A 26,616-nucleotide genomic window follows, 5' to 3' on the forward strand; every position below is an offset into this window, starting at 1 on the left:
AGGCGGACGGGGCACCCGCAGCCGTGAACCATGAGGCGACCGGAAGGGGCTGGCGCATGCTGACGGCACACCCCGTGCTGCTGACGGATCTCACCGAGGAGTACGCGGAGTACGCGGCACCGGAGGCGCGGTCCGCGCAGCAAAGCTGTGCCGACGTACGCAGGCGGCCGGCGGGCCTCGCGACCCTCCGGCCGGGTCACGAGGTGCCGGATCGCGGAACGCAGGGTCACGAGGTTCCGGGTCACGAGGTGCCGGATCCGCCTCCGCCGGGCCCGCTGGACCCCGTCCACCCCAAGCCCCAGCCGCCGCCGGTCCCCGCCCCGGAGCCGGAGCCCGCACCACGGCCCGGCCCCGGCCCCGACCGCGGCGCTCCCGACGATGCGGCGCCCGGCACGACGGGAGCGGGACGGCCGGCGTAACTCCCCGGTACGACGCTGCCGGCCGGCTGCTCCCCGGCTCCTGCCGCGTCGTCGCGCCCTGGCCCTGCCGCCGGCCCACGATGACCGCCGCGGCAGGGCGGAGATGCGGATGATCCCGATGGCCCTCAGCCTGGAGGTACGGGAGTCTCCGGCGCAGGCGACGTAGGAGCCGGCCCGGCATGGGCATCGTGTCCATCCAGAGCTTTGCGCATGGCGAGGACGGTGCGCCGCTCCGCACGCAGGGCGTGGTCAGGTGGCGACCGTCGGCGACGCGCAAGGTAGGGAGCAGCAGTGACCAAACACCGCAAGTCCTCGCACCCGAAGATGGGCGAGGGCCAGAGCATGCACAAGGGAACCGAGCAGCACGGCTGGTCGCCCGATGTCGACCAGGCCGAGCAGCAGAAGAACGAGAGTGCGCACCGGTCGTTCCACCCGGAGGAGTACGCGCCCGAGAAGGACCGCAGCAAGGAGTCCGGCGGACAGGAGAAGGTCCCTCCGGCGAGCGAGGTCAAGAGCGAGACGGGTGCGGGCGAGCGGCGCGCTGCCGAAACCGATGAGAAGGGCATGCGGGACATGGGGCCCAAGGGCCCCTCGCGCCGGCCCAGCGGAGGCAAGGACGCGGAGGCGCACACCGGGGTCGACCCGCAGAATCCCTGAGGTCCCGGCGGCCCGGCACCCCTGAGGCCACGGCCGCCCGACGCAAGGCGGGGCGGATTCCGTCGTGAGTCCGCCCTGCCCCCTGAGGAGCGACGATGAGAGCTCTGACGTGGCACGGCAAGCGCGACGTACGTGTGGACACGGTCCCCGACCCCAAGATCGAGGAACCGACGGACGTCATCGTGCGTATCACCTCCACCGGTATCTGCGGCTCGGATCTGCACCTCTACGAGGTCCTCGGCCCCTATCTCGATCCGGGCGACATCCTCGGCCACGAACCGATGGGCGTCGTCGAAGAGGTCGGGCCCGAGGTCACGGCCGTCTCGGTCGGTGACCGGGTGGTGGTGCCGTTCAACGTCTCCTGCGGCACCTGCTGGATGTGCGCGCAGGGGCTCCATTCGCAGTGCGAGACCACCCAGGTCAAGGACCGGGGGACGGGTGCCGCCCTCTTCGGGTTCTCCAAGCTCTATGGCCAAGTGCCGGGCGGACAGGCCGAGTTGCTGCGGGTTCCGTTCGGCAACACGCTGCCCGTGAAGGTGCCGCACGGCCCGCCGGACCAGCGGTTCGTCTATCTCTCCGACGTTCTGCCCACCGCCTGGCAGTCCGTCGCCTACGCCGATGTCCGTCCCGGCGGCACGGTCACCGTGCTCGGTCTCGGCCCGATCGGCGACATGGCCGCCCGGATCGCGCTGCACAAGGGCGCGAGCAAGGTCATCGGCGTCGACCTCGTCCCCGAACGCCTCGCCCGCGCCCGCGAACGCGGCGTCCACACCCTCGATCTGAACGAGTACGGGAAGAACGTGGCGGAGGAGATCCGCAGTCTGACCGACGGACGTGGCACCGACGCCGTCATCGAGGCGGTCGGCATGGAGGCCCATGGGGCTCCGCTGGTGCGGGCCGCCCAGAATCTCGCCGGTCGGCTGCCCGACGCACTGGGGGAGAAGGTGATGGGTCGCGCGGGCGTGGACAGCATGACAGCGTTCAACACCGCTGTCGACGCGGTCCGCCGCGGCGGCACGATCTCGCTCATCGGTGTCTACGGAGGGAACGTCGACCCGGTACCGATGCTCACCCTGTTCGACAAGCAGGTCCAACTGCGCATGGGGCAGGCCAACGTCAGACGGTGGGTCGACGACATCATGCCCCTGCTCAACGACGAAGACGTCCTCGGAGTGGAGGGTTTCGCCACCCACACCCTGCCTCTCGAAGAAGGTCCGCAGGCCTACAAGACCTTCCAGGCGAAGGAGGACGGCATGATCAAGACCGTCCTCACGCCCTGACCGCGCCTGACCGTGCCGCGGCGCCGGCTCGGAATTCCGCCTCCGCGCGGACGGCCTCCGGTTGTTCCGCCTCCGCACATGGTGGTGGGCCTGCACGGACTCCGTGCAGGCCCACCGCCGTGTGCCTGGCTAGTAGTAGTGCTTGCGGCCGGCGACCGCATGCCCCAGTGCGCCGAGGATCCAAAGGATCGCGCCGATGACCGCGAGAATGATTCCGATGGTCCACAGAATGCCGATGCCGAACACGAACCCGACAACGAGCAAGATGATTCCGAGAATGATCACGATCCGCTCCGATCTGGCACGTGCGAACACGTGTGTATTCATTACTTTGATCCCGGATTGTCCGCGGGGCAACTGCTCACGGACCGAGCGGCCCCAGCGGCCCGCCGAGCCGGGCGCCCGGGTTACCCGCGCTGGTGGCGTGAGCACCTCGTACCGCTCGGCAGGACGGGCCCGGATGCGCGCTCTACGCTGGGTGAGGAAGCCGGCGGCCGAGGTGCGGTGAGGCGGTGGAAGGCTTGTGGCGGTACGGCATCAGCTGATCAAACGGTCTCCCGAGGAGCTGTGGGCGGTACTCGCCGACCGCTCCCGTTACGAGGACTGGGTGGTCGGCACCGCTCGTTCCCGGCCGAAGGACGGCAACTGGCCGGAGGTCGGCGCCACGCTCGAATACACGGTGCGCCTGGGGCCCTGGGACGTCACCGGCTGTACCACCGTGCGCCACAGCGTCCCGCCGCGCACCCTCGAACTCGAGGTGGACAGCGGCCGGCTGGGCACCGCCCGGATCGCCATCGAGGTGCGCCCCTGGGGCGCCGATTCCCTGGTCATCGTCGATGAACACCCGCTGGCCGGGCCCGGCGGACGGCTGCACAACGGGGCCCTCGACGTCCTGCTGCAGCTGCGCCACCGCAGCATGCTCAGCAGGCTGGCCGCAGTGGCCGAAAAGACCCAGGTCCGCGCACCCAGCAGAGCCTGACCGCCGCCCCGCCCGATGGCGGGCCGGGCGCACCACGGCCGGGTGAACAGGAGGCAGCGATGCCGGACGCAGTGGTGATCGGTGCCGGACCCAACGGACTTGTCGCGGCGAACCTGCTGGCCGACGCCGGGTGGACGGTGGAGGTGCTGGAGCAGCAGGACGAGCCGGGCGGCGCGGTCCGCAGCGACCGTGCGGTGCACCCCGACTTCGTCAACGACCTGTGCAGTTCGTTCTATCCCCTGGCCGCCGCCTCCCCGGTCCTCACCGCCCTGGACCTGTACGAGGAGGGGCTGGTCTGGAGCCACGCTCCCCAGGTGCTGGCCCATCCGCTGAGCGACGGCCGCTGTGCGCTGCTGGGGCGCACCACCGCCGACACGGCGGCGGGGCTGGAGACCTTCGGCACGGGCGACGGAGCGGCCTGGCAAGAGCTGTGCGGCATCTGGGACCGGGTCGGCAGCGATCTCCTCGACGCGCTGTTCACCCCCTTCCCGCCGCTGCGCGCCCTGGCCCGGCTCGCCGCCCGGGTCCGAGCGGCCGGCGGGCTGCGGCTGGCGCGCACCATGCTGCTGCCCGTACGGCGCCTGGGCGAGGAGGAGTTCCAAGGCGAGGCGGGCCGGCTGCTGCTGGCGGGCAACGCCCTGCACACCGATCTCACCCCCGAGGCCGCGGGCAGCGGCGGCTTCGGATGGCTGATGTCGATGCTCGGCCAGAGCTACGGCTTTCCGGTGCCGGCCGGTGGCGCCCAGTCGCTCACCTCGGCCCTGGTGCGGCGACTGCAGCGCCGGGGCGGGGTGCTGCGCTGCGGGGAGCGGGTCGATGAGGTCGTCGTACGCTCCGGGCGCGCGGTGGCGGTGCGTACCGCGATCGGTGAGACCGTGCCGGGCCGCCGCGCCGTGGTGGCGGATGTGTCCGTGCCCGCCCTGTACGGCCGGCTGGTGGACTCCCGGTATCTCCCGTACCGGCTGCCGGCGGACCTGCGGCGCTTCCAATGGGACTTCGCCACCTTCAAGGTGGACTGGGCGCTGGGCGGCCCGGTGCCGTGGACCGCGGAGGCCGCCGCCACCGCGGGCACCGTGCATCTGGCCGACGGAATGGACGAACTCACCCGCTTCACCGCCCAGATCGCCGCGGGGCAGGTGCCCGACCGGCCCTTCGCCCTGTTCGGCCAGATGACCACCGCGGATGCCACCCGCTCCCCGCCGGGTACCGAGGCAGCCTGGGCCTACACCCATGTACCCCACCGGATCCGGGGGGACGCGGGGGAGGACGGGATCGGCGGGGCCTGGGACCCGGGGGACCAGGACGCGATGGCGGACCGGCTGGAGGAGCAGGTCGAGCGCTTCGCGCCCGGTTTCCGGTCCCGGATCAAGGCGCGCCGCATTCTCGCCCCGCCCACGTTCGAGGCGCTGGACGCCAATTTGCACGGGGGTGCCCTCAACGGCGGTACGGCCGCCCTCCACCAGCAGCTGGTTTTCCGGCCGCTGCCGGGCCTCGCCCGCCCGGAAACCCCGGTGGCGGGCCTCTATCTGGCCTCCGCCGGGGCACATCCGGGTGGCGGGGTGCACGGTGCCCCCGGCGCCAACGCGGCCCGCGCGGCGCTGCGCACCCGCACGCCGAGCGGTGTCCTCAGCCGGGCCCAGCGTGCACTCCACCGCGGCGGCGCACCGCTGCGGGCTCCGATGGAGGGCGGGCGGTGAGCGGGGCGAGTGCCCGGCATGGGGAGCGGAGGCGATGACCACGGCGGTGCCGGTGCCGGTGCCGGTGGGCACGAGCAGCCCCGTCGGCTGCTCCTCCATCAATCCGTTCCTCCATCAACTCCCTTCAGGATAAGCAAGGGTGACGCATCGTCATGCCTCCCTCGCTCAAGTGATCGGCCCGACCGGCAGTGCGGCCAACAGCATCAGCGCCACGTCGTCCTGCCGGTCCGCATCGCCGTGCCGGTTCTCCAGGAGAACGTCGGCGAGACGGTCCGGACCCAGCGGCGGCGCGTCGTTGAGGCGTCCGGCGAGGTCGGCGACGGAGCGGTCGGGATCGGCGCCCGGCGTTTCGATCAGGCCGTCGGTGTAGAGCGCCAGGACGGACTTCGGCGGCAGGGTGAGCTCCGTGGTGGAGTACCGGGCCGCGGGGTCGATGCCCAGCAGCAGTCCCGGCGGCACATGCACCACCGTGGTGTGCCGGCCGGGGTGGCGGAGCAGCGGCGGTGGGTGGCCGGCGCAGGCCAGGCACGCCCGGCGGGTACGCAGGTCGATGTGCACGTACAGGCAGCTGGTGAACAGCCCCGGGTCCAGATCGGTCAGCAGCCGGTTCGTACGGGCCAGGACCTCGCCCGGCGCGGCACCGGCGGTGGCATAGGCGCGGACGGCGGTGCGGACCTGCCCCATCAGGGCGGCGGCCGCCGCGTTGTGGCCCTGCACATCACCGATGACGGCGGCGACACTGTCCTCGTCGAGGCGGATCAGATCGTAGAAGTCGCCGCCGATGTCCATACCGCGGGTCGACGGCAGATAACGGGCGGCGACGGCGAACCCCGGCACCGTGGGCAGCCCGTGCGGCAACAGGCCGGCCTGCAGATCGTGCGCCAGCTGCTGCTTGGTGTCGTAGAGCCGGGCCCGGTCCAGTGCCTGGGCGATCAGCCCCGCCAGTGAGGTGAGGACCTGGCGTTCCTCCAGGCTGAAGGTGCGGGGCCGGGTGTACGAGAGGATGCAGCAGCCGACCGGGCGGCCGGACACGATCAGCGGCAGCACGGCGCGCGCCGCCTTGCCCGTCAGACGCGGCACCCCCGGGTAATCGTGTTCCATCTCCTCGGGGGAGGTGAAGAAGCTGGGCTCCCCGGTGGCGAGGGCGTGCACGGCGGGGCTGTTGGCGGCGCCGAGGGCGACCCCTTCGAAGGCGGCGACCGCCTCGGCGGAGTACCCGCGATGCCCGATGGTCCGCAGCCGGCCCGCCTCCGCCACGTACATGATCATGCCTTGGGCGCCGAACGCCGGCACGATCTGGTCGGCGACGAGAGCGACGACATCCTGGGTGCCGACGGCCTCGGTGAGGGCGGCCGCGAGATGCAGTACGTGGTAGATCTGGCCGGCCCGGACGGGCAGCACCTCCCCCTGGGTGGGGGCGGGCTCCACCGGGCCGTAGTCCTTGTCCGACGGGCTGATCCACACGCTCAGGCCCCTGGCGTCCGGGAACAGCCGGAAGGTGAGCCAGTGGTGCGGTGGCCGGCTGGCGGTGAACGACGTCGGCCGGCGGCTGATCACCGCGGCGCGGTAGCGGTCCTCGAAGACCGGGTCGCGCAGCCACGGCAGGGCCTCCCAGGGGCGCGAGCCGATCAGCCGGGTGCCCTTCTCGCCGAGCAGCTCCGTCGCGCCCTTCGTGACCAGGGTGATCCGTCCCTCCAGGTCGAGGGCGCAGCAGCCGCCGGGCAGCCGTTCCAGGTAGTCGGCCGCCGCCAGCGCCTCGTCCGGGCTCACGGCCCGCACCGGCGGCGGTGTGCGGACCCGCGGTGCCTCGGCCGGACCGGAGCCGTCGGGCCGGGGGAGCTCTGCCAGCAGCGCCGCCAGACGCCCGCACGCGGCCTCCACCGCCCCGCGTTCCTCCGCCGACAGCCGCGGCGCATGGCCGGCGGGCCACAGCAGCAGCAAGGCGCCCCGGCTGCCGGCCGGGCCGCTGACCGGAGCCGCCGCCAGCGAGAAGTCGTACGGCACGGCCACCGCCGTACGGGGGAAGTCGCGGGCCATCTGCTGCTGACCGCCCACCCACACCAGGCGCTGTTCGCGGGTGGCGACGGCGACCGGGATGGGGGCTGCCAGCGCGACGCGGTCCCACGGCGCCAGGAACGGCGCCGGTACTCCGCTCATGACGGTCAGCTGCAGGACCGGCGCGTCGGCCGCCAGCACATAGACCCCGCCGGCGGACGCCCCGGCCTCGTGCATCGCGCGCAGCAGCGCCCGGCCCACGGGGTCATCCACCGGGCCGGGCCCGGTCCCGCCGGTCATCGCGCACCTGCACACAGCTGTCGTCGTGCCATCGAGACCCACTCCGGCCCGCCGGTGTCTCCCCGCGCCGAGACCGTCATGACGTCTCTCCCGGGACACTGCTGACGTTACGCCGCCCACCGAGCCGCGGCACTCGCTGCCGGGGGCCGGTCCGCTGCCCGCGGGACCAGGCACTTTCGCCCCAAGATGCGCTCAGCTCAGGCCGTATATCATGTAGTGGCGCCTCTTTACAGTGGCGCGGGCAGCATGTCGCCTCCGATTCCGGAGAGGGAACATGGCCGCAGGCGAACAGGACGGGACCGAACGAGTCCGGCGACCGTCCAGTAAGAAGACCGCCAAGAAAACCGTCAAGAAGACCGCCACACGAGCCAGCAGTGCCCGGGCCGGCAGCGGCGAGCGCGAGAGCGAAGCGCCGCGCGCGGGCCGCCGTGTTTCGGCGCCACGTGCCATGCGGTACGCCGCGGAGCAGCTGAAGGAACTGCTGGGACGGGCTCCCGAGTCCGTGTCCGCGGTGAAGCCGACGGAGGACGGCTGGCAGGCGGACGTGGAAGTCCTGGAGCTGGAACGTGTCCCCGGGACCACCAGCGTGATGGCGACCTACCGCGTGATGCTGGACAAGGAAGGCGAACTGGTGGCGTACGAGCGCACCCGCCGCTACACCCGAGGCCAGATCGACCGTCGTTAGGGCCCCGGGAGGCCAGGCAGGACCGTTCGCCGGGCGAACGAGACGGCCAACTCCGAAAGACCGGAGTGAGCCGGTGAAGGGAGGCACCGTGACTGTGGTGCCGCAAAGCGGAGGAACCGTTGCCGCAGGCGGCGGCCAAGGCTCCGGAAACCTCTACGACATCCTCGATCTGATACTGGACCGCGGTCTGGTCATCGACGTCTTTGTGCGTGTGTCGTTGGTGGGCATCGAAATCCTCAAGATCGACGCCCGCATCGTCGTCGCCAGCGTCGACACCTACCTGCGCTTCGCCGAGGCCTGCAACCGCCTCGACCTGGAATCAGGCCGCAAGGCACCCTCCCAGCTGACCGACCTGGTCGGTGAGGTGACCGAGGGCGGCTCGCACGGCAAGGCCAAGGGCGCCCTGTCCGGGGCCGCGGAAGCGGTGACCGACGCCCTCAAGGGCGGCGGCGATGACGACGAGGAACGCGAGACGAGGCACAAGGAGCCCGCCGAGCGGCACGAGCGGCCCGCTCGCCGGCCGGCCCGGCGACGAAAGGAATGAGCGATGTCGGTCTACGTCTACTCCATCGTCGCGACCAGCCATCCGCAGCGCCTGGAAGGCCTCCACGGAGTGGGGAACCCGCCGTCCGAGCTGCGTACGGTACAGAGCAAGAAGCTGTCCGCCGTCGTCAGCGACTCCCCGGAGGAGCTGCGTCCCAAGCGCCGGGACCTCGGCGCACACCAGGCCGTCCAGGAACGGCTGATGGCCGACGGCACGGTCCTGCCCTTGCAGTTCGGCTTCACGACCACGGACGACGAGGCCGTACGGGCCGTCCTGAAGGAGCGGACGGACGAATTCACCGAGCGGCTGGAGGCGTTGAAGGGCTGCGCCGAATACCACCTGAAGGCCGCCCAGGATGAGGATGCGCTGCTACGGCAGATCCTCACGGAGTCGGATCAGGCACGAGAGCTCAACGAGCAGATCAGAAGCGGCAATGCCAGTCCGGAAGCCCCGCTCGCCCTCGGTGAACTGGTCGCCGGGGAAGTGCAGGCACGGCAGGAGCAGCTCGCCGCCGGGGTCCTCGATGCGCTGCGCGGATTCGCGCGCGAGATGCGCACCTCACCCCCGACCGGGAACGACTTCGTGAGCGTGTCCTTCCTGGTGGAGCAGGAAAACGAGAAGAGCTTCCTCGGCGCGGAGCGGGATCTCGCCAAGGAGCTGGGGGAGGACTTCGACCTCCGGCTGCTCGGCCCGCTCCCCGCCTACAGCTTCGTCTAGGGAGTCCCCATGGGCCTGTTGAGTCAACTTGCCACCCTTCCGCTGGCACCGGTGCGCGGCGTGGCCTGGGTCATGGAACGCGCCCTGGAGGCCGCGGAGAACGAGTACTACGACCCCGAACCCGTCGAGCGGGAACTCGCCGAGCTCGAACGAGCGCTGCTGGCGGGAGACATCTCCGAGGAGACCTTCGACCGCCGGGAGGACGAGCTGCTGGACCGGCTGGACGAGATCAGGGCCCATGCCCAGGGCACCGACATCTGACCGCGGTGGCCGCCGCGGAACGGGAGCGCCGCCCCGCGCTCCCGTCGCAACGCCGGGAATCGAGGTGCAGCGGCCGTGAACGAACCCGTCGCCAGGAGGATGGGCGACTACCCGTCCCGGGCCGGCCCGTACGGCGGTCAGGGCTCCTCGGCGAACCTTGCCGACATCTTGGAGCGGGTGCTGGACAAGGGCATCGTCATCGCGGGCGACATCCAGATCAACCTGCTGGACATCGAACTGCTCACCATCAAACTGCGCCTGCTGGTCGCCTCGGTGGACAAGGCGAAGGAGATGGGCATCGACTGGTGGGAGCACGACCCCTCGCTCTCGTCCCGCGCGTCCGACGGCTACCGCTCGCTCGCCGACGAGAACAGGCGGCTGCGCGCCGAGATCCAGGCCCTGCGCGAGGGCGACGAACTGCCGCCGGCCGAGGACGAGGAGGAGTACGAGGAGGAGGGCGAGGACGAGGAGGTGCGCCGTTCCGCCGCCCGCCGTCCCGCCCGTGGCGCACGCACCAAACGGGACGGGACCGGCTCCCGCACCAAGAAGCGGGACACCTCATGACCGAGGTCATCAGCTATGCGTACGCCGTCGCGAAGGATGACGACGGATCGCTGGCGGAGGCGCTGACCGGACTGCCGGGAGTGGCGGAGGCACCGGTCCATCTGGTGCGTGCGGGGGACCGCGGTGAGGTGGTGGTCGCCGTGAGCCCGGTGCCCGAGCAGGACTTCCAAGAATCCGCGCTGCGCGCGAACTTGGAGGATCTGGACTGGCTGGAGTCGGTGGCCCGCGCCCACCACCGGGTGATCGAGGCACTGGCCGCCCGCACCACCGTCCTGCCGCTCCGGCTCGCGACGGTGTACCTGGACGACGAGCGGGTGCGGCACATGGTCACGGCCCGCCAGGAGGCGTTCGCCGGCCGGCTGGCCGACCTGGCCGCGCACACGGAGTGGGGCGTCAAGATCTATGTCGAGGCGCCCGCGCCCACCGACCGGCCGGCCGCGCCGCCCGCGGACGAGGGCCTGAGCCCCGGACGGGCCTACCTCAGCCACCGCAAGGCACAGCGGCACGCCCGCGACGACGCCTACCGCGACGCCGAAGAGGTCGCCCGGCGCGTCGAGGCCGCCGCCCGCGGCCATGCGGTCGACCGGGTCCAGCACCGGGTGCAACAGGGCGAACTCGCCCGCGGGCCGGGCGAGAACGTCGTCAACGACGCCTACCTCGTGCCGCTGCGGGACGCCGAGAGCTTCCGCGCCGATGTCACCCGGGCGGCCGAGGGACTGTCCCGTGTACGCGTCGAGGTCACCGGGCCCTGGGCCCCGTACTCCTTCGCCACACCGCCCGAGGCCGAACCGCTGAAGGGAGCCGCGCCATGAGGCCGGCGGGCGGGCAGCCGGCACCGACGGACGAACCGCTGCCGGACCGGCAGATCGCGCTGATCGATCTGCTGGACCGGTTGCTCAGCGGAGGTGTGGTCCTCACCGGTGATGTCGTGCTCTCCATCGCCGATATCGACCTCGTCCGTATCTCGCTGCGCGCGCTGATCGTCTCCATCAGCGAACAGAACCCCTCCCCGTGGTCCGCCCTCGCCCCCTCGGTACGGGATGACCATGACGGCTGAGGACCGCCGGCCCGGCAACCGCTTCGATGATGTCGCCGACGCGGCCCATCGGGCCTTCCGCCTGCTGCCCGCGGCACCGCAGGACATCCCGCCCCCGAGCAGCGCGGCGGCCCGTCGTCCGGCGCACCGGATCAGCGCCGACCCCGACACGGTGGAGCGGGACCTGATCAAGCTCGTCCTCACCCTGGTCGAGCTGCTGCGCCAGCTCATGGAACGTCAGGCCCTGCAACGGGTCGACGCCGGAGACCTCACCGAGGAACAGGAGGAACGCCTGGGCGCGACGCTGATGATTCTGCACGACCGCATGGTGGAACTCTGCGCCCGATATGAGCTGACGATGCAGGACCTCAATTTGGATCTCGGACCGCTCGGGACCCTGCTGCCACCCGCCGAAGAACCCTGAAGGGAGCGCGACATGGGCATCGCGAAAAAGACCAGGAACATCGGTCAAATCGTCGAGGGAAAGGCCAAGGAAACGACCGGAAGGGCCCTCGGCAACAAAGGCCTCCAAAGGCGAGGCAAGGCGGAACAGGCCATGGGGAAAATGAAGCAGGCGGTGGAAAAGGGCCGGGAGACCTTCAAACACTGACCGCTGCGGCCCCGCCGTCGCCTTCCGTGCAACGGCGGGGCCGACGCCCTGGGGCGCGTCTGCGCGGCGCCCGTCAGGGCTGCCGGCGCGCCTGTTCGGCGGCCGCGTGGCCCGCCTCGGACAGCCCGTTGGCGGAACCGGTGCTGAGCGTGCCGCCGGCGCTCTCCAGATGCGCCCGGACGAACCACTGGAAGAGCTCCAGGGACCGCAGATGCTCGATGAGCAGGTCCTGGGTCACCGGGTCGACCCCGTCGGTGGCGGCCACCGCCGCCCGGTGGTCCCTGATGACCCCCGAGTAGACGACGTCCAGCGCACCGAGGTGCTCGATCGCCTGCGCCCGTCCGACGGAGTAGTCCTCCCAGGTCCGCTCGGCGGCCAGTGCGCCCGGTGTCCCGGTCGGGGAGCCGCCGAGCGTCGCAATGCGCTCCGCGGTCGCGTCGACCATGGCACGGACCGCGTCGACTTGCGGATCGAGCATTTCGTGGACGGCGATGAAGTGCGGCCCCACGACATTCCAGTGCACATGCTTGAGGGTGAGGGCCAGGTCATTGAGCGCGTGCAGCCTGAGCCGCAGCCGTCCGATGACCTCTCCGCCTTCGGACTCGGTCATGCCGGGAACGGTATAGGCGGGGGAATTGCTCGCAGCCACGATGCATTCTCCTTTCACCACAGGTCGGCTCTTCCTGTCGTGCCAGTCCGCGTGCCCGGCAACTCGGCCCGGAAACACCCGGCCGGCCCGGTTTCCGCATTTCCGCGACCGCGGTCCGGGCGGCTGCTCCGAAGTGCGAGGTGTGCGCGGATCACCGCAGACTGTGGAGCGACCGGACCACTCCGGTGAGGAGCTGATGTGACGACCGATGCGACCTTCTCCGCCGGTGTGGGCGCCCGGCCCGGCGGGCCGTCGGCGGGCCCGCCGAGCCCGGCCGAACGGTGCCGTACGGTCGCCCGGCGCTTCACCGCACTGGTCGACGGCGGAGACCTGCGCCTCCCGTTTCCCGGTGAGGGGCGCACCCGGGAGCGGTTCCGTGCGCTGGCCGCCCTTGGGCGCGAGGACCTCTGTGTGGCCCGTCTGGCCGAGGGCCACGTCGATGCGGCCGCCATCCTCCACGAACTGGACGGCCCGCCACCGGAACCCGGCGAACGGTGGGGCGTATGGGCCGCCCACCCGCCCGGCCCCGGACTCACCGTGACCGCCCGGGGCGGCGGCTGGTGGCTCAACGGCGTCAAGCCGTACTGCTCCGGGGTACACAGCTGCACCCATGCGCTGGTGACGGCCGACAGCGACCAGGGGCGGCGGCTGTTCGCCGCGCGGGTCGGCGACCCGGCCATCGCACCTGTGCCCGGCACCTGGCAGGCCGTCGGGATGGCCGGCAGCGACAGCCCCGACGCCACCTTCACCGAGGTCCCGGCGACCCCCGTCGGCGACGCCGGGAGCTATCTGCGCCGACCCGGCTTCCAGCACGGCGGCATCGGGGTCGCGGCCTGCTGGCTGGGCGGCGCGCAGGCAGTGGCCGCCACCCTGGTGGCCGGGGCCGAGGCCGGGCACCGGCCTCTGGACGCGCATGCCGCCGCGCACCTGGGCGAGGTGGACGTCCTGCTGCACGCGGCCGAGTCGGTGCTTCAGCGTGCCGCCGACGAGATCGACGAGGATCCCCTGGACCGCCTCGGCGGTGCGCGGATGCGCAGTCTGCGGGTGCGGGCGCTGGTGGAGAAGGTCTGCACCGACGTCCTGCGCCATGTCGGCCAGGCCACCGGCGCCGAGCCGCTGTGCCACGATGCCCGGCATGCGCGGGCGGTCGCCGACCTCACCGTCTACCTCCGCCAGCACCACGCCGAGCGCAACCACGCCGAACTCGGCCTGCTGCTCACCGGCCAGGCGGAGGAGCGGTGAACAGCGCCCGCCAGGCCGCCGCCGACGCCATCGACGCCCCGGGCACCCCCGAGGCGGACTGGGCGTCCTGGCCCGCCCTCGACCGCCTGCCCGCCGTCCCGCTGCCCGCCGGGCCGGTCGTGGTCGTCGCGGCACACCCCGACGACGAAGTGCTGGGCTTCGGCGGCACCATGGCCGCGCTGGCGGCGCACGGCACCGACGTCCAGGTCCTCTCCGTCACCGACGGCGAGGGCTCCCACCCGCACAGCACCCGGCTCACCGCCGCCCGGCTCGCGGCGGTCCGCGCGGCCGAACTCCGTGACGCCCTGGGCGACCTCGGACTGCCGTCGCTGCGCCCGCAGCGCCTGCGCATCCCCGACACCCAGGTGCACCGTCACGAGACCGCGGTGCGCCACCAGATCACGGCACGGCTGTACGCGGTGAACGCGGCCCTCTGCGTCGCGCCCTGGACCGGGGATCTGCACAGCGACCACGAAGCCGCCGGCCGGGCGGCCGCTGCCGCCTGCCGTTCCTCGGGCGTGCCGTTGTGGATGTATCCCGTCTGGATGTGGCACTGGGCGCGCCCCGCCGACCCCCGCGTCCCCTGGGACAGCGCGGCTCGTCTCCCGCTGCCGGCCGGCGCGGCCCGGCGCAAGGCCGCGGCCCTCGGCCGGTTCGTCAGCCAGATTCACCCGCTCGGCGACGGTGACGGCGACGCCGCGATCCTGCCGCCGGAGGAACTCGCCCACCACACCAGGCCGTTCGAGGTGGTCTTCCGATGAGTACGCCGCCCGCCTACTTCGAGGCGATGTACGCCGGCGCGGTCGACCCCTGGGACCTCGCCGGACGCTGGTACGAGCAGCGCAAATACGCCCTCACCCTCGCCTCGCTGCCCCGGCGCCGGTACCGTGCCGCCTTCGAACCCGGCTGCTCCGTCGGCGTGCTGACCGCCCGGCTCGCCGAGCGCTGTGACCGGCTGCTCGCGACCGACCGGATGCCCTCGGCCGTGGTCTCCGCCGCCGAACGCACCCACGCACTGCCGCAGGTGGAGGTCCGCACCCTCACCATCCCCGACGAGTGGCCGGACGGCACCTTCGATCTGATCGTGCTGTCCGAACTCCTCTATTACTTCGACGACACCGCGCTGCACGAGATCCTCACCCGAACCCTCGACAGCCTCGAACCCGGCGGCACCCTCGTCGCCGTGCACTGGAACCACCCCGTCCCCGAGCACCGCCGCACCGGCCGCGACCTCGCCCCCGTCCTCGCCGCCCGCCCCGGCCTGCAGCTGCTGACCGAGACCCAGGACCCCGACTTCACCCTGCAGACCTTCTGGCGCCGCTACCCCGACGCAAGCGCGCCCCTCTCTCCCGCGGCGCAAGAAGGCCTGGTGTGACCGCATCTCCCACCGCGGGCAGCTCCCGTGCCCCGCACCCCACCGCCCTGGCCGTGGTCGTCCCGGCCCACAACGAGGCACAGGAGCTGCCGGGCGCCCTCGACGCCGTACGGACCGCGGCCCGGCACCCGGCCCTGGCGGACCTGCCCGTGGTGACGGTGGTCGTCGCCGATGCCTGCACGGATGCCACACCCGCCGTCGCCGCCCAACGGGGCGCCGCCGTCATCGAGCTGCCGGACCGCAACGTGGGCGCGGCACGGGCGGCCGGAGTCGCGCACGCCCTGCATCTGCTCCGCCCGCACGGCGAACGCACCTGGATCGTGACCACCGACGCCGACTCGCGGGTCCCGCCCCACTGGCTGGCCCACCAGCTGCACCACGCCCGCCAGGGCTGGCACTGCATCGTCGGCACCGTCCGCCTCGCGCACCGGCCCGTACTCCCCGTCACCACGGTGGCCCGCCACAACGCCCACTACTTCGCCGGCCGGCCGTCCTGGCCGCTGCTGTGGTGCCATCCGCATGTCCACGGCGCCAACCTGGGCATCGCGGCCGGGCCCTACCGCGCGGCGGGCGGGTTCCCGGCGCTGACACACGGTGAGGACCGCGCCCTCGTCGCCGCTCTCGAACGCCGCGGCTGCCCGATCCTGCGCACCGACGAGTGCCCGGTGCGCACCTCGGGCCGCCCCGACCCGCGGGCCCCGCACGGCTTCGGCACCTTCCTGCGGCAACTCTCCCTCGGTCTCGACCTCGACTTTGATCGCGATCTCGCCGCGCCGGTGGTCGTCCCCGGAGACCGGAGCGGAGACCTCCGCCCCTGAGCGCTTCGGCGCGAAGGCCGGCGCCGGGGAGTACGGCGTTCGCGACCGTCCGGGCCCGCATCACCGCAAGCGCGGCCGCACTGCCGGACGGTACGGGCCCTCAACGCTGGTTGAAGCGGTCGGCCGCCCGTTCGTTGAGGGCGCCGAGGACACCGCGAAGGCGCCGGGCCGGTGGCTTCTCCCCGGCGGCGACCGTCGAACCGTCGACGGTGCCGCGCGCGCCGTTGCGGGGCAGCACCCGGGCGACCGCCGACACCAGCCGGGTGGTGGTCACCGGCGCCAGCCCGTGCGCCGTGGCACCGAGCCTGGCCGCCGGCGTCAGCACGATACGGGGCCGCCGCCGCTGCAGCGCGGTCACGATGCGCTCCGCCGCCCGCTCGGCGTTCATGGACAGCACCGGGGCCCCGGCCAGCGCCGAGAACCAGGCGTACTCCCGGCGCCGGTCCCCGCCGAAGAGGGCGTGGACATGCGACCCGGTGCGCATCAGGCCGGGGTGGACCGCGGTCACGGTGACGCCGTGCGGGGCCTCCTCCGCATGCAGCCCTTCGGCCAGCGCGGCCACCGCGGACTTGGCGCAGGAGTACGGCAGCAGATGCGGCACCGCCAGCAGACCGCCGATGGACCCGACGAGGGCCAGCCTGCCGCCGGCCGGGCTGCGCCGGAGGTGGGGGAGGGCGGCGAGCGCGGTGTTCAGGGCCCCGTTGAAGATGGAGTCCATCGCTTCCTCGAAACCGTCGGCACCCAGCGCGTCCGCGGGGCCGACCTGGATGATGCCGGCGTTGGCGATGACGATGTCCAGCCTGTTGTGGTCCCTGGCGATCTCCGCGAGGCGGTCCTGTACAGCGGGGCGGTCGCGCACATCGCACACCACGGCGCGCACCGTCCCGCCGCCCCACTGCCTCAGCTTGCCGACGGCTCTGCCGAGTTCGGCCTCGTCCCGGGCCAGCAGCACGACATCACAGCGGCGCCGCAGCAGCTGGCGGGCCATGAGCAGCCCGAGCCCCCGCGAGCCGCCGGTGACGACAGCGGTGAGCCCTTCGATCGAGGGAGCGGCCGGAAGCACACGCATGATGAGCCCTTCCACTGGGCGCGGATCGGCACGGACGGGGCGCGGCCCCGCGGGGCGAGGCCGGACGCCGAACGCCTGCTGCCTTCGACGGTAGCGGGCGGCCGAGTGCGGCGGGCCCGGCGCAGGCGCCGCTGAGCAGGGCGTTCGCGCCCACTCACGGCATGGACTCCCGCACCGCCAAGGGCGGGGGAGGCCCGCAGCGGTGCGCGGCACCCGCGAGGGGGCGTTGGGCCAGTCGGGCGGTGGCTGCCGTGCGCTGCCCGGAGCGCGCTCGGTGGCACGGGCGGCGCGGCCGCGCCAGGCCTTGGCGGCGCCAGGCCTTGGCCGCGCCCGGCCTCGGCCGCTGAGCAGGCCCTCGTACGGTTCAGCCCGCGCCGGGCAACTGTACGTAAACGGAGCCGTCGCCCTCCACGCTCACCCGGAAGGAGGGCTGGGGAGCGGTCGCCGGACCGGTGACGTTCGCCCCGTCCGCCAGCCGGAAGACGCTGCCGTGCCAGGGGCACGTCACACAGCCGTCGGCGATCGTGCCGTCCGTCAGGGGCCCGGACAGATGGCTGCACCGCCCGGCCAGGACATGGATCTCCCCGCCCGCCTGACGGACCACCAGCAGGGGCACCTCGCCGAGCTCCCGGCGTACGGCCTCGCCGACCGGAAAGTCCTCCACCCTGCCCACGGGGTGCCAGCCCTCTTCCAGCAGATGCGGCACCGGTTCCGCCTTGTTGGCGCCCGCGCCCTGCCGGTAGGCGAGGTGTCCGCCGAGCATGCCGCCGGCCCCGGCCGCGGACAGTCCGGCGAACGCGAGCAGCTTGCCGTGCGTGCCGGCGCCACGGCCGCGATGCACCCAGGATCTGGAGTACAGGCCGATGGCCAGCGCCATCGACGCCGCATGCACCAGGCCGGTACGCATCTGGTCCTCATGCTGCTCGGCCCAGTCCACCCAGCCGGCCCATGCCGCCGGTACGGCCGACAGGACGCCCACCCCCACCAGGAGGCGGGCACTGCGCCGGGTACCCGGGACGACGTCCAGCACCGCGGCGGACAGCCATGCGCCCATCGGAACCTGCACGAGTGCCGGGTGCAGCGGATGACCGATCGGCAGGCCGTGCAGCACATCGCGGAAACGCCCCAGGGGCAGGCCGCGCACCACCCGCTGCACCGGGCCGATCACGGCGTCCAGCTGCTCCCAACGGCCCAGCGCGTCGAGTGACTTCACGAGTGTGGAACTCATTCCTCCTCTTCCTCCTCGTCTTCCTCTTCCTCATCCCATTCGCCGTCCTCGTCCTCCTCTTCCTCTTCGCCTTCCGCGCCTTCCTCGTCTTCATCCGTGTCTTCGTCCTCGCCCTCGTACGCGCCTTCCTCGTCGTATTCCTCCTCCTCGCCCTCGCCCTCGCGTTCGCGCTCCTCGGCCTCTTCGTCCTCGATGGCCTCTTCGTGGGTCCGTACGACCTCGCCCTCCCGGATTTCGCCGCGCCAGCCCTCCGGCTCTTCGTCGGTGAGGGTGACGTAGCGCTGGAAGTGTTTGAAGTCCAGCCGCAGTCGCCGACCCTGGACGCGCCAGATGTTTCCGGTCTTCTCGAAGAATCCCGAGGCGTAATACTCGACGACCAGCACGATGCGGGTCAGATTGGGCGCCAGTTCATGGAAGCTGACGGCGCCGCGGGTCGATCCCTTGGCGCCCTCGGACGTCCAGATGATGCGTTCGTCCGGCACCTGCTCCTGAACGGTGGCTTTCCAGCCCCGGGTCGACGGACCGACCTTGGCCTTCCAGTCACTGGTCGTCTCGTCGTGCAGCGACACATTGCGTACGCCCTTGGTGAAACCGCTGAACTTCTCGTACTGCGTCCAGTGGTCGTAGGCGGTGCGCAGCGGCACCCCGATATCGAGGACCTCGATGATGTTGGTGACCTTCTTGTCCCCCGATTTGCGCTTTCCGCCGCCGAAGAGTTCCTTGGCCTTCCCCGTGACGGTGTCCTTCACGTTCTCCGCCGTCCCCTTGACGGCGGCCTTGATGGGCGAGTCACCGCCCATCAGATTTCCGGCGATCTTGGACAGCGAGCCGCCGTTCTCGGCCACATCGGTGAGCTGTCCGGTCACATCCATCAGTTTGCCGCCGGCCCGTTCGGCCAGGTTCCCCACCCATTGCGTCGCGTAGTTCCCCAGTTCTTCTCGCAGCCGATCGAGGCCCGAGTCCGCGTTGTCCTGTCCCGTCTTGGCCATGACCGGTTACCTCCGGCGCTCGACGCGCGATGATGTCTTCTTGGCGCTCTTCTTCGCAGGAGCCGCCTTCTTCTGTGCGGCAGTCTTCTTCGCGGGAGCCTTCTTGGCAGCGGCCTTGGCGGCCGTCTTCGTGGCGGCGGTCTTCTTTCCCGCGGTCTTGTTCGCTGCCGTCTTCTTCGCGGCGGTCTTCTTTGCCGCCGCCTTCTTGGCCGGGGCCGCCTTCTTGGCGGGTGCCTTCTTGGCCGTCTTCTGTGCTGCGGTCTTCTTCGCCGCCGTCTTCTTGGCTGCGGTCTTCTTGGCGGGCGCGGTCTTCTTCGCCGCGGTCTTCTTCGCGGCCTGCCGACCGGCGGCAGCCTTCGTCCCGGCAAGCTTCTTGGCGGGTGCCCTCTGCCCACCCTTCTTCTGCGCAGCCGCTCGTGGCGTACGCCGACGGGGCCGCTCCTCGGGCTCCTCTTCCTCTTCTTCCTCCTCCTCGGGCTCTTCCTCCTCGCCCTCGTCGTACTCCTCTTCGGGCTCCTCTTCCTCTTCGGGCTCCTCCTCTTCTTCCTCTTCCTCCTCCGGCTCTTCCTCCTCGTCGTACTCGTATTCCTCCTCTTCTTCCGGCTCTTCCGGTCCGAATTCGAGGGCCCGGGTACGGTCGTGGAGCGTGTCGGCAAGCGTCTCCAGACGGCGGTTGGCGGCGGTGGTCAAGGCCTTCTTGCCGACGTCCAGCACTTCCCCCCGCAGTTGTTCACCCAGCTCTGCGACCTGGGGAATCTCGCTGAGCTTGCGCATTCCCTGGGCCACGAGCTGGCGTGGTTCAAGCCCGAATTGACGCCCGGCGATATAAGACGCCGCGGTGAGGGCGAACCGGCCCTTCTTCGTGCGGCCCAGCACATAGCCGCCGGCCAGAGCGGCGGCCAGCAGGACCTTGGTTCCGTCATTCATGGGTGCGTCACCTTTTCCCGGACGTGCGGCCGATGGGCGTCTGTGCAGGGAGCCGCCACTCGACGGCTTCGTTTCTGCCCTATCTCCAGAGTGAGCGGAGTCGTGACCGCCGCATCTTGAGCGGGCCGAAAAGCCCTCCGGGACCACGCTGTGAAAGGAGCCGGTCCCGCTGGGTGGCCGGGTCATGGCGCCGTGACCATCGGTTGCCGCCCGTACGGCAGGCCTTCACCGGGGCGCTCCACGGCAGGTGTGCGGGAGCTGTGCAACGGCCCTACGCTCGGAATATGCCGGGAACACGCCGTGCACCGTCTCGTGTGGGAGTAGGGGGAGCGCGGTGTGTTCGCCGGCGCATGGCAGCCGTCCGGCTGTCGGCCATGGCGGTGGTGGTGGCGCTGCTCTGTGTCTTCGGGGGAACTCCGGCTGCGACGGCCGTCGATGACCCGAAGCTGGCGACGTTCTACCAGCAGACGCTGTCCTGGGAGCCCTGTGGCCAGGACCTGCAGAGCGGGACGCAGGGCGACGGCGCCTCCCCGCCGCCGGGCTTCCGGGAGCGTCTGGAGTGCGCCCGGCTGGAGGTGCCGCGGGACTACGCCCATCCCAAACGGAGCACGATGCAGGTCCAGCTGATCCGGCTGAAGGCGACCGGGCCCGGTGAGCGCCTCGGCTCGCTGGTCATCAACCCCGGAGGGCCAGGTGCTTCCGGCGTCAACTATCTGATCGACAGCGGGAGCGCCTTCGCCCGGCTGGGTCAGCGCTACGACATCGTCAGCTTCGATCCGCGCGGTACCGGCCACACCGAACCCATCTCCTGCGGCAGCAAACTCACCACGGGCGGCGACGACAGCCTCGCCGCGAAGGAGAAGCGCATCAACGAGGCCTGCGGCCGGTACTCCGGCGGGCTGCTGCGCTGGGTCGGCACCCCCGATGTCGCCCGGGACATGGACGTACTGCGCGCCGCGGTCCACGACGACAAGCTCAACTACCTGGGCTTCTCCTACGGCACCAAGCTGGGCGCGGTCTATGCCCATGAGTTCCCCGACAAGGTCGGCCGGATGGTCCTGGACAGCGTCGAGGATCCGACCAAGAACACCTGGCAGACCGCACTGGCCCAGGCCCGCGGCTTCCAGCGGGCGCTGGATGACTTCGCCGCCGACTGCCTCCAGACGGCGGACTGCCCGCTGGGCACCGACAAGAGCCGGGCGCAGGAGCAACTCCGCACCTGGTACAAGGAGTTGAGCGAACGGCCGATGAAGGTGAAGGGGGAGACGGTGGATGAGACCACCTATGTGTACGCCTTGCGCGAGGCCCTGTACAGCAGAAGCGACTGGCCGGCGCTGCGCCAGGCGCTGGCGCAGCTGCGGCGGGGCGACGCCGCCGGAATTCTCCGTCTGAGCGAGAGCGGTGGCGGCAGTGCCACCCGCACGGTCCCGGCACCGGGGGTCGGGCAGGACGAGCTACCGCCGCAGGACCAGCTGGCCCTCCGGGCGATCGCGTGCCGGGACACCTCGGAACGCTATGACGCCGACGACTACCCCCGGGCGGAGCGTGAACTCACCAAGGCCTCCCCGCTCTTCGGCCCGGACATCGCCCCGCTCATGCTGGACTGCTACGACTGGCCCGTTGCGGGCGACGACTCCTCCCGCGACGTCGCGGCGCCCGGCGCACCGCCCCTGCTGCTCGTCGCGACCACCAATGATCCGGCGACCCCCTACGAGGGCGCGTTCAACATGGCCCGTGAGCTGGGCAATTCCAGCGTCGTACTGACCTTCCACGGTGAGGGCCATGCCGCCTACACCACCCAGGACCTCTGCGTGCAGCGCTATGTCGACGACTTCCTGCTGAACGGAGTCTTGCCGAAGGCCCAGACCTCCTGCGGCTGAACGGCGCGGCCGTCGCCGGAGAGCGGCACCCACGGCGGAAGCGAAGGCCGTATGGCCGGGGACTACCTGTAGTAGCGGGGGCGCGGGGCGTCCTCGACATCGACGACCGGGGCGCCGGGGGACGGTGGCTGGGTGCGCCGCCGCTTCAGAATGCTCACATAGGTGGCGAGGCCGATGATGCCGACGATCATCATGATGATGCCGACCAGGTCGACGTTGATTCCGGCCATGTGCCAGTCCACCGCGAAAGTGAGGATGGCCCCCACCGCGAGAAGACCGATGCATCCGCCGATACCCATGGCGTCAGCCTCCATAACTGTATTGGCAGTAAGGCCTGATGACGGTTCGCGTACCCCGGGGGAGGCGCCTTATGTGCACAGGCGGAGGGGCCACCGACGGCCGGGCCCCGGGGGCGGGCTCAGCCGGCCCGCCGCCCGCCCCTGCTCGCGGTCTTCTTCGCCGCGGCCGTCTTCTTGGCGGTGGCCTTCTTGGCGGCGGTCTTCGAGGCGGATTTCGAGGCGGTTTTCGTGGCGGTGGTCTTCTTCGCCGCGGTCTTCTTCGTCGCGCTCTTCTTCGCGGTACGGCCGGACCGGGGCTCGGCCTCCTCGTCCTCGCCGCGGGACCTCTTGGCCGCCCGGACGCTGTCCTGCAGGGCCGCCATCAGGTCCATCACCTGCCCGGCGGGCTGCTCCTCACCGGCCGGGAACTCCGGCTCGCGATGCGCCAGCTTCGCCGCCACGATCTCTTCGAGCGCCTCGCGGTAGTGATCGTGCAGATCGTCCTCCGACAGCTCGCCGAAGGAATCCATCAGGGCCTCGGCGGCCGACACCTCATTGGGGGCGACCTCCGCCTGCCGCTCGGGCAGCACCCCGTCCATCGGACGGATCTGGTGCGGCCACAGCAGCACCTGCATGACCAGCGCGCCCTCCATCGGGCGGATCATGGCGAGCGTCTCCCGCCCGTGCAGCGCGATCTTGCCGAGCCCGACGCGCTGATGCCGCTCCATCGCCTCCCGCAGCAGCACATAGGGCTTGGCCGCGGCGGGGCTGTCGATGCCCAGGTAGTAGCCCTTGCCCATCTGCAGCGGGTCGATGTCGCCGCCGGCCACGAAGGCCAGGATCGTCAGGGTCTTCGCGGTGGGCAGCGGCAGCGCGTCCAGATCCTCGTCGCTCAGCGGTACGACCGTGTCGCCGTCCCCGGGCTTGTAGCCCCGGCCGATCTCGTCCGGGGAGATCTCGACGTCCTCCAGCGAGCACACGGGCTGATTGCGCACCCGTCCGCCGTCCGCCGTATGGATCCGTACGAAGCTGACCGACGCGGAGCTGTCCGTGGCGTTGTACGCGGCGACCGGGATCGTGACCAGGCCGAAGCTGATGGAGAACTTCGCCGTGGGGCGCATGGGGGCCGCCTTCATCGGAGCCATTCGGCACCATGCTAAGCGGGGTGGAGGGACCGTACACCCCGGGCGCTGCCGGGTGCGCCGACCGGGTGGCGGCGGCCTGCGGACGCCGCTCGGCACGGCCGCTGCGGCGCCTCCCGCCGGTTCAGCCGGGCCTGGCCGTGACCCGGCCCTCCCGGACCGCGTCCACGAGCGCCTGGTGATCGCGCTCGTTCTGGTCCGCATAACGCTCCGCGAACCGCGCCAGCGCCTCGTCGAAGACCGTGCCGCTGCCGAGGTAGGCGGCGATCGCGATCCGGTCGCCGGACCGGGCGTGCGCGCGGGCCAGCGTCGCCCCGCAGCGCACGGCGAACCGCCGCATGCCCACGGGCACCATCATGTCCGCCGGCATGATGCCCTTCCAGTCGCGCAGCTGGCGTACGTAGAAGTCGCGTTGGCGGCCGTCGATCCCGGTGACCCGGTCCCAGCCGAGGAAGATGTCACTGGCGGCCTGCATCAGCCGCTGGCCGGCCACCACGCGCGCGCCCTGGTTGGTGTGCACGCCCGGTCCGGCGTACGGGGCGAGTGCCGACTCGTCGGCCTCCTTGGCCTGCAGCAGGAGCGGGTCGTCCGCGTCCTTGCCGAGCATCAGCACGATCCAGCAGCGGGTGCCCACGCTGCCGACGCCCACGACCTTGCGGGCCGTGTCGACGACCCGGTACTGCTCCAGCAGCCGGCGGTGGTCCGACCGCAGACTGCGGGCGTAGCCCTGGACCAGCCCGCGGATCTGCTCCTCCAGCTGGTCGCGCTCGACGTCCGGCAGCAGGTCGTCCAGCGGCACGATCAACGGGGGATCGGCGGCGATCCGGACCTGGCCGCCGCTCCTCCGGGTCAGCTTGCGGAACGCCTGCACGGTGTCGTGGGTCCGGGCTTCCGCGATGATCCGGGACAGCCCCGCACGGCCCCTGCTGCCGAGCTCCTGCGCCTCCTCTGCCTGGATGTCGGCCATGTCGGCATGGGCGTACCAGACCTCCAGGGTCCGCTGGTCCGCGTACTGGCGCATCCGGTCGCGGTAGGACGCGCAGGCGGCCCGGACGATACCGGCCCGGACCGGCTCGCTGAAACCGTTGCCCCGGCCCGCGATGGCGAAGCTGGCCGCCAGCCGTTTGACGTCCCACTCCCAGGGGCCGGGCAGGGTCTCGTCGAAGTCGTTGATGTCGAACATCAGATGGCGCTCGGGGGAGGCCAGCAGCCGGAAGTTCAGCAGATGGGCGTCCCCGCACAGCTGGGTGCGCAGGCCGGTCGACGGGGTCGTCGCCAGGTCCGCCGCCATGATGGCGGCGGCGCCGCGGTAGAAGCGGAACGGTGACTCCAGCATCCGCCCGTAGCGGATGGGCACCAACTCCGGTACGCGGACAGCGGATTGCCGCTCGATGAGGTCCACCGGATCGGCACGGGAGGCGGTGGGCTCGAACTCCGCATGACGGGAGCGGGGCACTTCGGAGCGAAGTGCCCTGCCCTGTTCCGCGCGTTCCTGTGCGGTGGGTCCGGTGGCCATGCCGGGGCCGGAGATGCTCAGCTCACCGGGTGGCGGCGTGCCGGTGGTTGTCCGTACACAGCGCCCAGATGATGAAGATGTCGATGGCGACCAGCACGATGGCCCAGAACGGGTAGTGGGGGATCCACAGGAAGTTCGCGAGCGCACCGAGGCCGGCCAGGATCACACCGAGGATCCGTGCCCACATCGCCCCGGTCGAGAGCAGTGCGACGCCCGCGAGGAGGATGACAATGCCCAGGATGAGATGGATCCAGCCCCAGCCCGTGAGGTTGAAGGTGAAGACGTAGTTCCGCGTGGTGACGAAGACATCGTCCTTGGCGATGGCGGAGATGCCTTCCAGGAAGGCCATCGCGCCACCGAAAATCATCAGGACTGCGGCGAATGCCGTCCATCCGCTCACGTAGTGCTTCTGAGTGGCCATGGGTCACTCCTCACTTGAGAAACCTGGCCGTCCGTACCGGACCCGCCGGTGACCATGCAGTGAATCCACGTTTACACAGGCACCGGTCAGCCGCATGTCAAGGACGTTCGAAGGCCTGGAGCACACCCGCCACCGCGAAGCACAGCGCTCCCGTGAGCGTGCCCCAGTTGGCGACACCGACGCTGATCTGACTGCCGGTCTCCGGACGGGTGAAGGCGGCCACCGCGGACACCATGAAGAGCACGGAACCCAGCTGATTGACCGCGACGATCCACCAGCCGAGGCTGCGCCGGTGGATGCACGGCCGGCCGTGGCAGATCTCGGCGATCGCCAGATGACCGGAGATCAGGAACAGCAGACAGCCGATGATGTCGGGCGTCCAGACCAGCCGGTTCAGCTGCTGGGTCGTGAGCCCCTGCAGAAAGGAGTCCAGCAGATTGACGCCGAACACCAGCGTCCCCGCGAACAGCACGAACGTACTCAGCCAGTCGATCCGGCCCGGCTCATAGCTCCACCACCGGAAGTGGTGCGTGGTCAGCGCACCGGCCGTGCTCTCCCGGCGCGGAGCGTTGATGGCCTGAACGAGTGAGGCATAGCCGCCCAGGGTGAAGAACACCCCGCCGATGAAGTAGACCGTGGCGCTCGTGGTCGGGCGCTCCGCGGTGAACTGCGCGAGCGCCGCGCCGAGGGCGAAGAGGGTCCCGCCGATGGCGAAGGAGACCGCGGCCACGCCGTTGAGCCGGCGCAGCCGGTCGAGTGCCGCGGCACCGGCGCGCCGTGCACCGCTCTCGGTGGCCCCCGCGGGCCGTACGGCGAGGGTCCCGCGCTTGCGGGCCGCCCGCGACTCCCAGACGGCGGTGCCCCCCTCTTCGAGGCGCCAGGTCAGCCGGGAGATGAACGGTCCCGCACCCTCGGCGCACTCCTCGGAATTCCGCACCCGCCGAGCCTAGGGGTGTCTCCCACGGAGACCGGGGAGACACCGGCCAAGGGCTGTCCCGTCCTCCCTGGCGGACGCACGACGACAGCTACGGCGCGTACGGGGCGGCCAGGGCGCGCATGGGGCGGCGTCGGCCTCCTCGCGCCGGAGCGGCCCCGCACCGGGCGACGGCTCCCAGGAGGCGGAACCGTTGCCGGGTGGCTTCACGGCGTGCCCGTTGGTTCGGCGCGCCCCGCAGTCCCCGGTGCGGGGAGCGGATCGGGTGCGGGGCCGGGTTCGGGTCCCGGCGTGGGCGGTGCCGGGTGGGGCGGGACGGGGTCCGGCTCGGGACGTGGCGGGGAAGGGGGCACCGGATCGGGGCCCGGTGCGGGGGCCGGGCCGGGGACCGGGCCCGGTGTGGG

Annotated in this window: 31 protein-coding genes; 19 read left to right on the plus strand and 12 right to left on the minus strand. The window is 71.5% G+C overall.

Annotated features, from left to right (window positions below):
- Positions 1-56: 56 nt before the first annotated feature.
- The 3 genes from SLV14N_RS33820 (at position 57) to SLV14N_RS33830 (ending at position 2,356) form a co-directional block, all read left to right on the plus strand.
- Entirely contained in the window at positions 57-419 is a 363-nt protein-coding gene (locus SLV14N_RS33820) for a hypothetical protein (protein ID WP_263272421.1), read from the plus strand.
- Positions 420-710: 291 nt separating this feature from the next.
- Positions 711-1,076, plus strand: a complete 366-nt coding sequence (locus SLV14N_RS33825) for a hypothetical protein (RefSeq protein WP_263272422.1) — start codon at positions 711-713, stop codon at positions 1,074-1,076.
- A 95-nt stretch (positions 1,077-1,171) separates the two neighbouring features.
- Positions 1,172-2,356 carry a zinc-dependent alcohol dehydrogenase gene (locus SLV14N_RS33830; protein ID WP_208686222.1) on the plus strand — a complete coding sequence of 395 codons (1,185 nt, stop codon included), beginning with the start codon at positions 1,172-1,174 and terminating at the stop codon, positions 2,354-2,356.
- Between the two features lie 129 nt (positions 2,357-2,485).
- Here the strand turns inward: SLV14N_RS33830 and SLV14N_RS33835 are convergent, their stop codons facing one another.
- The gene (locus SLV14N_RS33835; RefSeq protein WP_208686224.1) at positions 2,486-2,641 is read right to left on the minus strand and encodes a DUF6131 family protein; all 156 of its coding nucleotides are present in this window, start codon (positions 2,639-2,641) and stop codon (positions 2,486-2,488) included.
- A 238-nt stretch (positions 2,642-2,879) separates the two neighbouring features.
- Between SLV14N_RS33835 and SLV14N_RS33840 the strand changes: the two genes are divergently transcribed.
- Together SLV14N_RS33840 and SLV14N_RS33845 are read left to right on the plus strand one after the other, a co-directional pair.
- Entirely contained in the window at positions 2,880-3,335 is a 456-nt protein-coding gene (locus SLV14N_RS33840; RefSeq protein ID WP_208686227.1) for an SRPBCC family protein, read from the plus strand.
- 59 nt (positions 3,336-3,394) lie between these two features.
- Positions 3,395-5,032 (plus strand): NAD(P)/FAD-dependent oxidoreductase, encoded by a 1,638-nt coding sequence (locus tag SLV14N_RS33845; RefSeq protein ID WP_263272423.1) that lies wholly within the window; start codon positions 3,395-3,397, stop codon positions 5,030-5,032.
- Between the two features lie 165 nt (positions 5,033-5,197).
- Here SLV14N_RS33845 and SLV14N_RS33850 read toward each other — a convergent pair whose 3' ends face one another.
- Positions 5,198-7,327 (minus strand): SpoIIE family protein phosphatase, encoded by a 2,130-nt coding sequence (locus tag SLV14N_RS33850; protein ID WP_263272424.1) that lies wholly within the window; start codon positions 7,325-7,327, stop codon positions 5,198-5,200.
- A 274-nt stretch (positions 7,328-7,601) separates the two neighbouring features.
- On the opposite strand from SLV14N_RS33850, the gene SLV14N_RS33855 reads away from it, so the two are divergent.
- From SLV14N_RS33855 to SLV14N_RS33895, 9 genes are all read left to right on the plus strand, one after another.
- On the plus strand, positions 7,602-8,012 hold the full coding sequence (locus tag SLV14N_RS33855; protein ID WP_208686232.1) for a gas vesicle protein: 411 nt from the start codon (positions 7,602-7,604) through the stop codon (positions 8,010-8,012).
- Positions 8,013-8,100: 88 nt separating this feature from the next.
- The gene (locus tag SLV14N_RS33860; RefSeq protein WP_208686234.1) at positions 8,101-8,556 is read left to right on the plus strand and encodes a gas vesicle structural protein GvpA; all 456 of its coding nucleotides are present in this window, start codon (positions 8,101-8,103) and stop codon (positions 8,554-8,556) included.
- 3 nt (positions 8,557-8,559) lie between these two features.
- The gene (locus tag SLV14N_RS33865) at positions 8,560-9,273 is read left to right on the plus strand and encodes a GvpL/GvpF family gas vesicle protein (RefSeq protein WP_208686236.1); all 714 of its coding nucleotides are present in this window, start codon (positions 8,560-8,562) and stop codon (positions 9,271-9,273) included.
- Positions 9,274-9,282: 9 nt separating this feature from the next.
- On the plus strand, positions 9,283-9,534 hold the full coding sequence (locus tag SLV14N_RS33870; RefSeq protein WP_018090742.1) for a gas vesicle protein GvpG: 252 nt from the start codon (positions 9,283-9,285) through the stop codon (positions 9,532-9,534).
- Positions 9,535-9,609: 75 nt separating this feature from the next.
- Positions 9,610-10,098 carry a gas vesicle protein gene (locus tag SLV14N_RS33875; protein ID WP_263272425.1) on the plus strand — a complete coding sequence of 163 codons (489 nt, stop codon included), beginning with the start codon at positions 9,610-9,612 and terminating at the stop codon, positions 10,096-10,098.
- Positions 10,095-10,910, plus strand: coding sequence for a GvpL/GvpF family gas vesicle protein (locus tag SLV14N_RS33880; protein ID WP_263272426.1), 816 nt, complete (start codon positions 10,095-10,097; stop codon positions 10,908-10,910). The genes SLV14N_RS33875 and SLV14N_RS33880 overlap by 4 nt, the downstream gene beginning before the upstream one ends.
- On the plus strand, positions 10,907-11,155 hold the full coding sequence (locus SLV14N_RS33885; protein WP_208686239.1) for a gas vesicle protein: 249 nt from the start codon (positions 10,907-10,909) through the stop codon (positions 11,153-11,155). The genes SLV14N_RS33880 and SLV14N_RS33885 overlap by 4 nt, the downstream gene beginning before the upstream one ends.
- Complete coding sequence (locus tag SLV14N_RS33890) at positions 11,145-11,558, plus strand: gas vesicle protein K (RefSeq protein ID WP_208686241.1); 414 nt, start codon at positions 11,145-11,147, stop codon at positions 11,556-11,558. The genes SLV14N_RS33885 and SLV14N_RS33890 overlap by 11 nt, the downstream gene beginning before the upstream one ends.
- A gap of 12 nt (positions 11,559-11,570) precedes the next feature.
- Positions 11,571-11,744 (plus strand): CsbD family protein, encoded by a 174-nt coding sequence (locus SLV14N_RS33895; RefSeq protein ID WP_208686243.1) that lies wholly within the window; start codon positions 11,571-11,573, stop codon positions 11,742-11,744.
- A gap of 73 nt (positions 11,745-11,817) precedes the next feature.
- Here the strand turns inward: SLV14N_RS33895 and SLV14N_RS33900 are convergent, their stop codons facing one another.
- The gene (locus SLV14N_RS33900; protein WP_093638985.1) at positions 11,818-12,354 is read right to left on the minus strand and encodes a Dps family protein; all 537 of its coding nucleotides are present in this window, start codon (positions 12,352-12,354) and stop codon (positions 11,818-11,820) included.
- Between the two features lie 237 nt (positions 12,355-12,591).
- On the opposite strand from SLV14N_RS33900, the gene SLV14N_RS33905 reads away from it, so the two are divergent.
- The 4 genes from SLV14N_RS33905 to SLV14N_RS33920 are packed head-to-tail and all read left to right on the plus strand — an operon-like array spanning position 12,592 to position 15,828.
- Positions 12,592-13,635: an acyl-CoA dehydrogenase gene (locus SLV14N_RS33905; RefSeq protein ID WP_263272427.1), complete on the plus strand. Its 1,044-nt coding sequence runs from the start codon at positions 12,592-12,594 to the stop codon at positions 13,633-13,635.
- On the plus strand, positions 13,632-14,396 hold the full coding sequence (locus tag SLV14N_RS33910; RefSeq protein ID WP_208686245.1) for a PIG-L deacetylase family protein: 765 nt from the start codon (positions 13,632-13,634) through the stop codon (positions 14,394-14,396). Before SLV14N_RS33905 ends, SLV14N_RS33910 begins: the two co-directional genes overlap by 4 nt.
- A complete protein-coding gene (locus SLV14N_RS33915; RefSeq protein ID WP_208686247.1) occupies positions 14,393-15,010 on the plus strand; it encodes an SAM-dependent methyltransferase in 618 nt (205 codons plus the stop codon). Before SLV14N_RS33910 ends, SLV14N_RS33915 begins: the two co-directional genes overlap by 4 nt.
- Positions 15,007-15,828 carry a glycosyltransferase family 2 protein gene (locus SLV14N_RS33920; RefSeq protein WP_208686249.1) on the plus strand — a complete coding sequence of 274 codons (822 nt, stop codon included), beginning with the start codon at positions 15,007-15,009 and terminating at the stop codon, positions 15,826-15,828. Before SLV14N_RS33915 ends, SLV14N_RS33920 begins: the two co-directional genes overlap by 4 nt.
- Positions 15,829-15,928: 100 nt before the next feature.
- On the opposite strand, the gene SLV14N_RS33925 is transcribed toward SLV14N_RS33920, so the two are convergent.
- From SLV14N_RS33925 to SLV14N_RS33940, 4 genes are all read right to left on the minus strand, one after another.
- On the minus strand, positions 15,929-16,897 hold the full coding sequence (locus SLV14N_RS33925; protein ID WP_208686251.1) for an SDR family oxidoreductase: 969 nt from the start codon (positions 16,895-16,897) through the stop codon (positions 15,929-15,931).
- A gap of 364 nt (positions 16,898-17,261) precedes the next feature.
- Entirely contained in the window at positions 17,262-18,125 is an 864-nt protein-coding gene (locus SLV14N_RS33930; RefSeq protein WP_208686253.1) for a Rieske (2Fe-2S) protein, read from the minus strand.
- Positions 18,122-19,114 (minus strand): SRPBCC family protein, encoded by a 993-nt coding sequence (locus tag SLV14N_RS33935; RefSeq protein WP_263272428.1) that lies wholly within the window; start codon positions 19,112-19,114, stop codon positions 18,122-18,124. Before SLV14N_RS33935 ends, SLV14N_RS33930 begins: the two co-directional genes overlap by 4 nt.
- A 6-nt stretch (positions 19,115-19,120) precedes the next feature.
- A complete protein-coding gene (locus SLV14N_RS33940) occupies positions 19,121-20,041 on the minus strand; it encodes a histone protein (protein ID WP_263272429.1) in 921 nt (306 codons plus the stop codon).
- Between the two features lie 350 nt (positions 20,042-20,391).
- Between SLV14N_RS33940 and SLV14N_RS33945 the strand changes: the two genes are divergently transcribed.
- On the plus strand, positions 20,392-21,921 hold the full coding sequence (locus SLV14N_RS33945; RefSeq protein ID WP_208686259.1) for an alpha/beta hydrolase: 1,530 nt from the start codon (positions 20,392-20,394) through the stop codon (positions 21,919-21,921).
- 62 nt (positions 21,922-21,983) lie between these two features.
- On the opposite strand, the gene SLV14N_RS33950 is transcribed toward SLV14N_RS33945, so the two are convergent.
- The 5 genes from SLV14N_RS33950 to SLV14N_RS33970 all read right to left on the minus strand — a co-directional run bounded on the left by SLV14N_RS33950 (position 21,984) and on the right by SLV14N_RS33970 (position 26,215).
- The gene (locus SLV14N_RS33950; protein ID WP_018090728.1) at positions 21,984-22,220 is read right to left on the minus strand and encodes a DUF6458 family protein; all 237 of its coding nucleotides are present in this window, start codon (positions 22,218-22,220) and stop codon (positions 21,984-21,986) included.
- 119 nt (positions 22,221-22,339) lie between these two features.
- Positions 22,340-23,320, minus strand: a complete 981-nt coding sequence (locus SLV14N_RS33955) for a Ku protein (protein WP_263273361.1) — start codon at positions 23,318-23,320, stop codon at positions 22,340-22,342.
- A 145-nt stretch (positions 23,321-23,465) separates the two neighbouring features.
- On the minus strand, positions 23,466-24,857 hold the full coding sequence (locus SLV14N_RS33960) for a DUF2252 domain-containing protein (RefSeq protein ID WP_208686260.1): 1,392 nt from the start codon (positions 24,855-24,857) through the stop codon (positions 23,466-23,468).
- 22 nt (positions 24,858-24,879) lie between these two features.
- Positions 24,880-25,278 (minus strand): hypothetical protein, encoded by a 399-nt coding sequence (locus SLV14N_RS33965; RefSeq protein ID WP_208686262.1) that lies wholly within the window; start codon positions 25,276-25,278, stop codon positions 24,880-24,882.
- Positions 25,279-25,375: 97 nt separating this feature from the next.
- Positions 25,376-26,215 (minus strand): hypothetical protein, encoded by an 840-nt coding sequence (locus SLV14N_RS33970; RefSeq protein ID WP_208686264.1) that lies wholly within the window; start codon positions 26,213-26,215, stop codon positions 25,376-25,378.
- Positions 26,216-26,616 lie beyond the last annotated feature (401 nt).

This window comes from Streptomyces sp. Je 1-4 4N24 (assembly GCF_026239515.1).
Classification (GTDB): Bacteria; Actinomycetota; Actinomycetes; order Streptomycetales; family Streptomycetaceae; genus Streptomyces; species Streptomyces nigrescens.

Excerpts from the sequence above, each read along its gene's own strand:
- SLV14N_RS33895 (WP_208686243.1), top strand. The coding sequence starts at position 11,571 with ATGGGCATCGCGAAAAAGACCAGGAACATCGGTCAAATCGTCGAGGGA.
- SLV14N_RS33870 (WP_018090742.1), top strand. The coding sequence starts at position 9,283 with ATGGGCCTGTTGAGTCAACTTGCCACCCTTCCGCTGGCACCGGTGCGC.
- SLV14N_RS33935 (WP_263272428.1), bottom strand. The coding sequence starts at position 19,114 with ATGGCCAAGACGGGACAGGACAACGCGGACTCGGGCCTCGATCGGCTG.
- SLV14N_RS33965 (WP_208686262.1), bottom strand. The coding sequence starts at position 25,278 with ATGGCCACTCAGAAGCACTACGTGAGCGGATGGACGGCATTCGCCGCA.
- SLV14N_RS33820 (WP_263272421.1), top strand. The coding sequence starts at position 57 with ATGCTGACGGCACACCCCGTGCTGCTGACGGATCTCACCGAGGAGTAC.
- SLV14N_RS33945 (WP_208686259.1), top strand. The coding sequence starts at position 20,392 with ATGGCAGCCGTCCGGCTGTCGGCCATGGCGGTGGTGGTGGCGCTGCTC.
- SLV14N_RS33930 (WP_208686253.1), bottom strand. The coding sequence starts at position 18,125 with ATGAGTTCCACACTCGTGAAGTCACTCGACGCGCTGGGCCGTTGGGAG.
- SLV14N_RS33940 (WP_263272429.1), bottom strand. The coding sequence starts at position 20,041 with ATGAATGACGGAACCAAGGTCCTGCTGGCCGCCGCTCTGGCCGGCGGC.
- SLV14N_RS33865 (WP_208686236.1), top strand. The coding sequence starts at position 8,560 with ATGTCGGTCTACGTCTACTCCATCGTCGCGACCAGCCATCCGCAGCGC.
- SLV14N_RS33855 (WP_208686232.1), top strand. The coding sequence starts at position 7,602 with ATGGCCGCAGGCGAACAGGACGGGACCGAACGAGTCCGGCGACCGTCC.
- SLV14N_RS33950 (WP_018090728.1), bottom strand. The coding sequence starts at position 22,220 with ATGGGTATCGGCGGATGCATCGGTCTTCTCGCGGTGGGGGCCATCCTC.
- SLV14N_RS33880 (WP_263272426.1), top strand. The coding sequence starts at position 10,095 with ATGACCGAGGTCATCAGCTATGCGTACGCCGTCGCGAAGGATGACGAC.
- SLV14N_RS33925 (WP_208686251.1), bottom strand. The coding sequence starts at position 16,897 with ATGCGTGTGCTTCCGGCCGCTCCCTCGATCGAAGGGCTCACCGCTGTC.
- SLV14N_RS33900 (WP_093638985.1), bottom strand. The coding sequence starts at position 12,354 with ATGACCGAGTCCGAAGGCGGAGAGGTCATCGGACGGCTGCGGCTCAGG.
- SLV14N_RS33850 (WP_263272424.1), bottom strand. The coding sequence starts at position 7,327 with ATGACCGGCGGGACCGGGCCCGGCCCGGTGGATGACCCCGTGGGCCGG.
- SLV14N_RS33955 (WP_263273361.1), bottom strand. The coding sequence starts at position 23,320 with ATGCGCCCCACGGCGAAGTTCTCCATCAGCTTCGGCCTGGTCACGATC.
- SLV14N_RS33890 (WP_208686241.1), top strand. The coding sequence starts at position 11,145 with ATGACGGCTGAGGACCGCCGGCCCGGCAACCGCTTCGATGATGTCGCC.
- SLV14N_RS33915 (WP_208686247.1), top strand. The coding sequence starts at position 14,393 with ATGAGTACGCCGCCCGCCTACTTCGAGGCGATGTACGCCGGCGCGGTC.
- SLV14N_RS33845 (WP_263272423.1), top strand. The coding sequence starts at position 3,395 with ATGCCGGACGCAGTGGTGATCGGTGCCGGACCCAACGGACTTGTCGCG.
- SLV14N_RS33830 (WP_208686222.1), top strand. The coding sequence starts at position 1,172 with ATGAGAGCTCTGACGTGGCACGGCAAGCGCGACGTACGTGTGGACACG.
- SLV14N_RS33960 (WP_208686260.1), bottom strand. The coding sequence starts at position 24,857 with ATGGCCACCGGACCCACCGCACAGGAACGCGCGGAACAGGGCAGGGCA.
- SLV14N_RS33885 (WP_208686239.1), top strand. The coding sequence starts at position 10,907 with ATGAGGCCGGCGGGCGGGCAGCCGGCACCGACGGACGAACCGCTGCCG.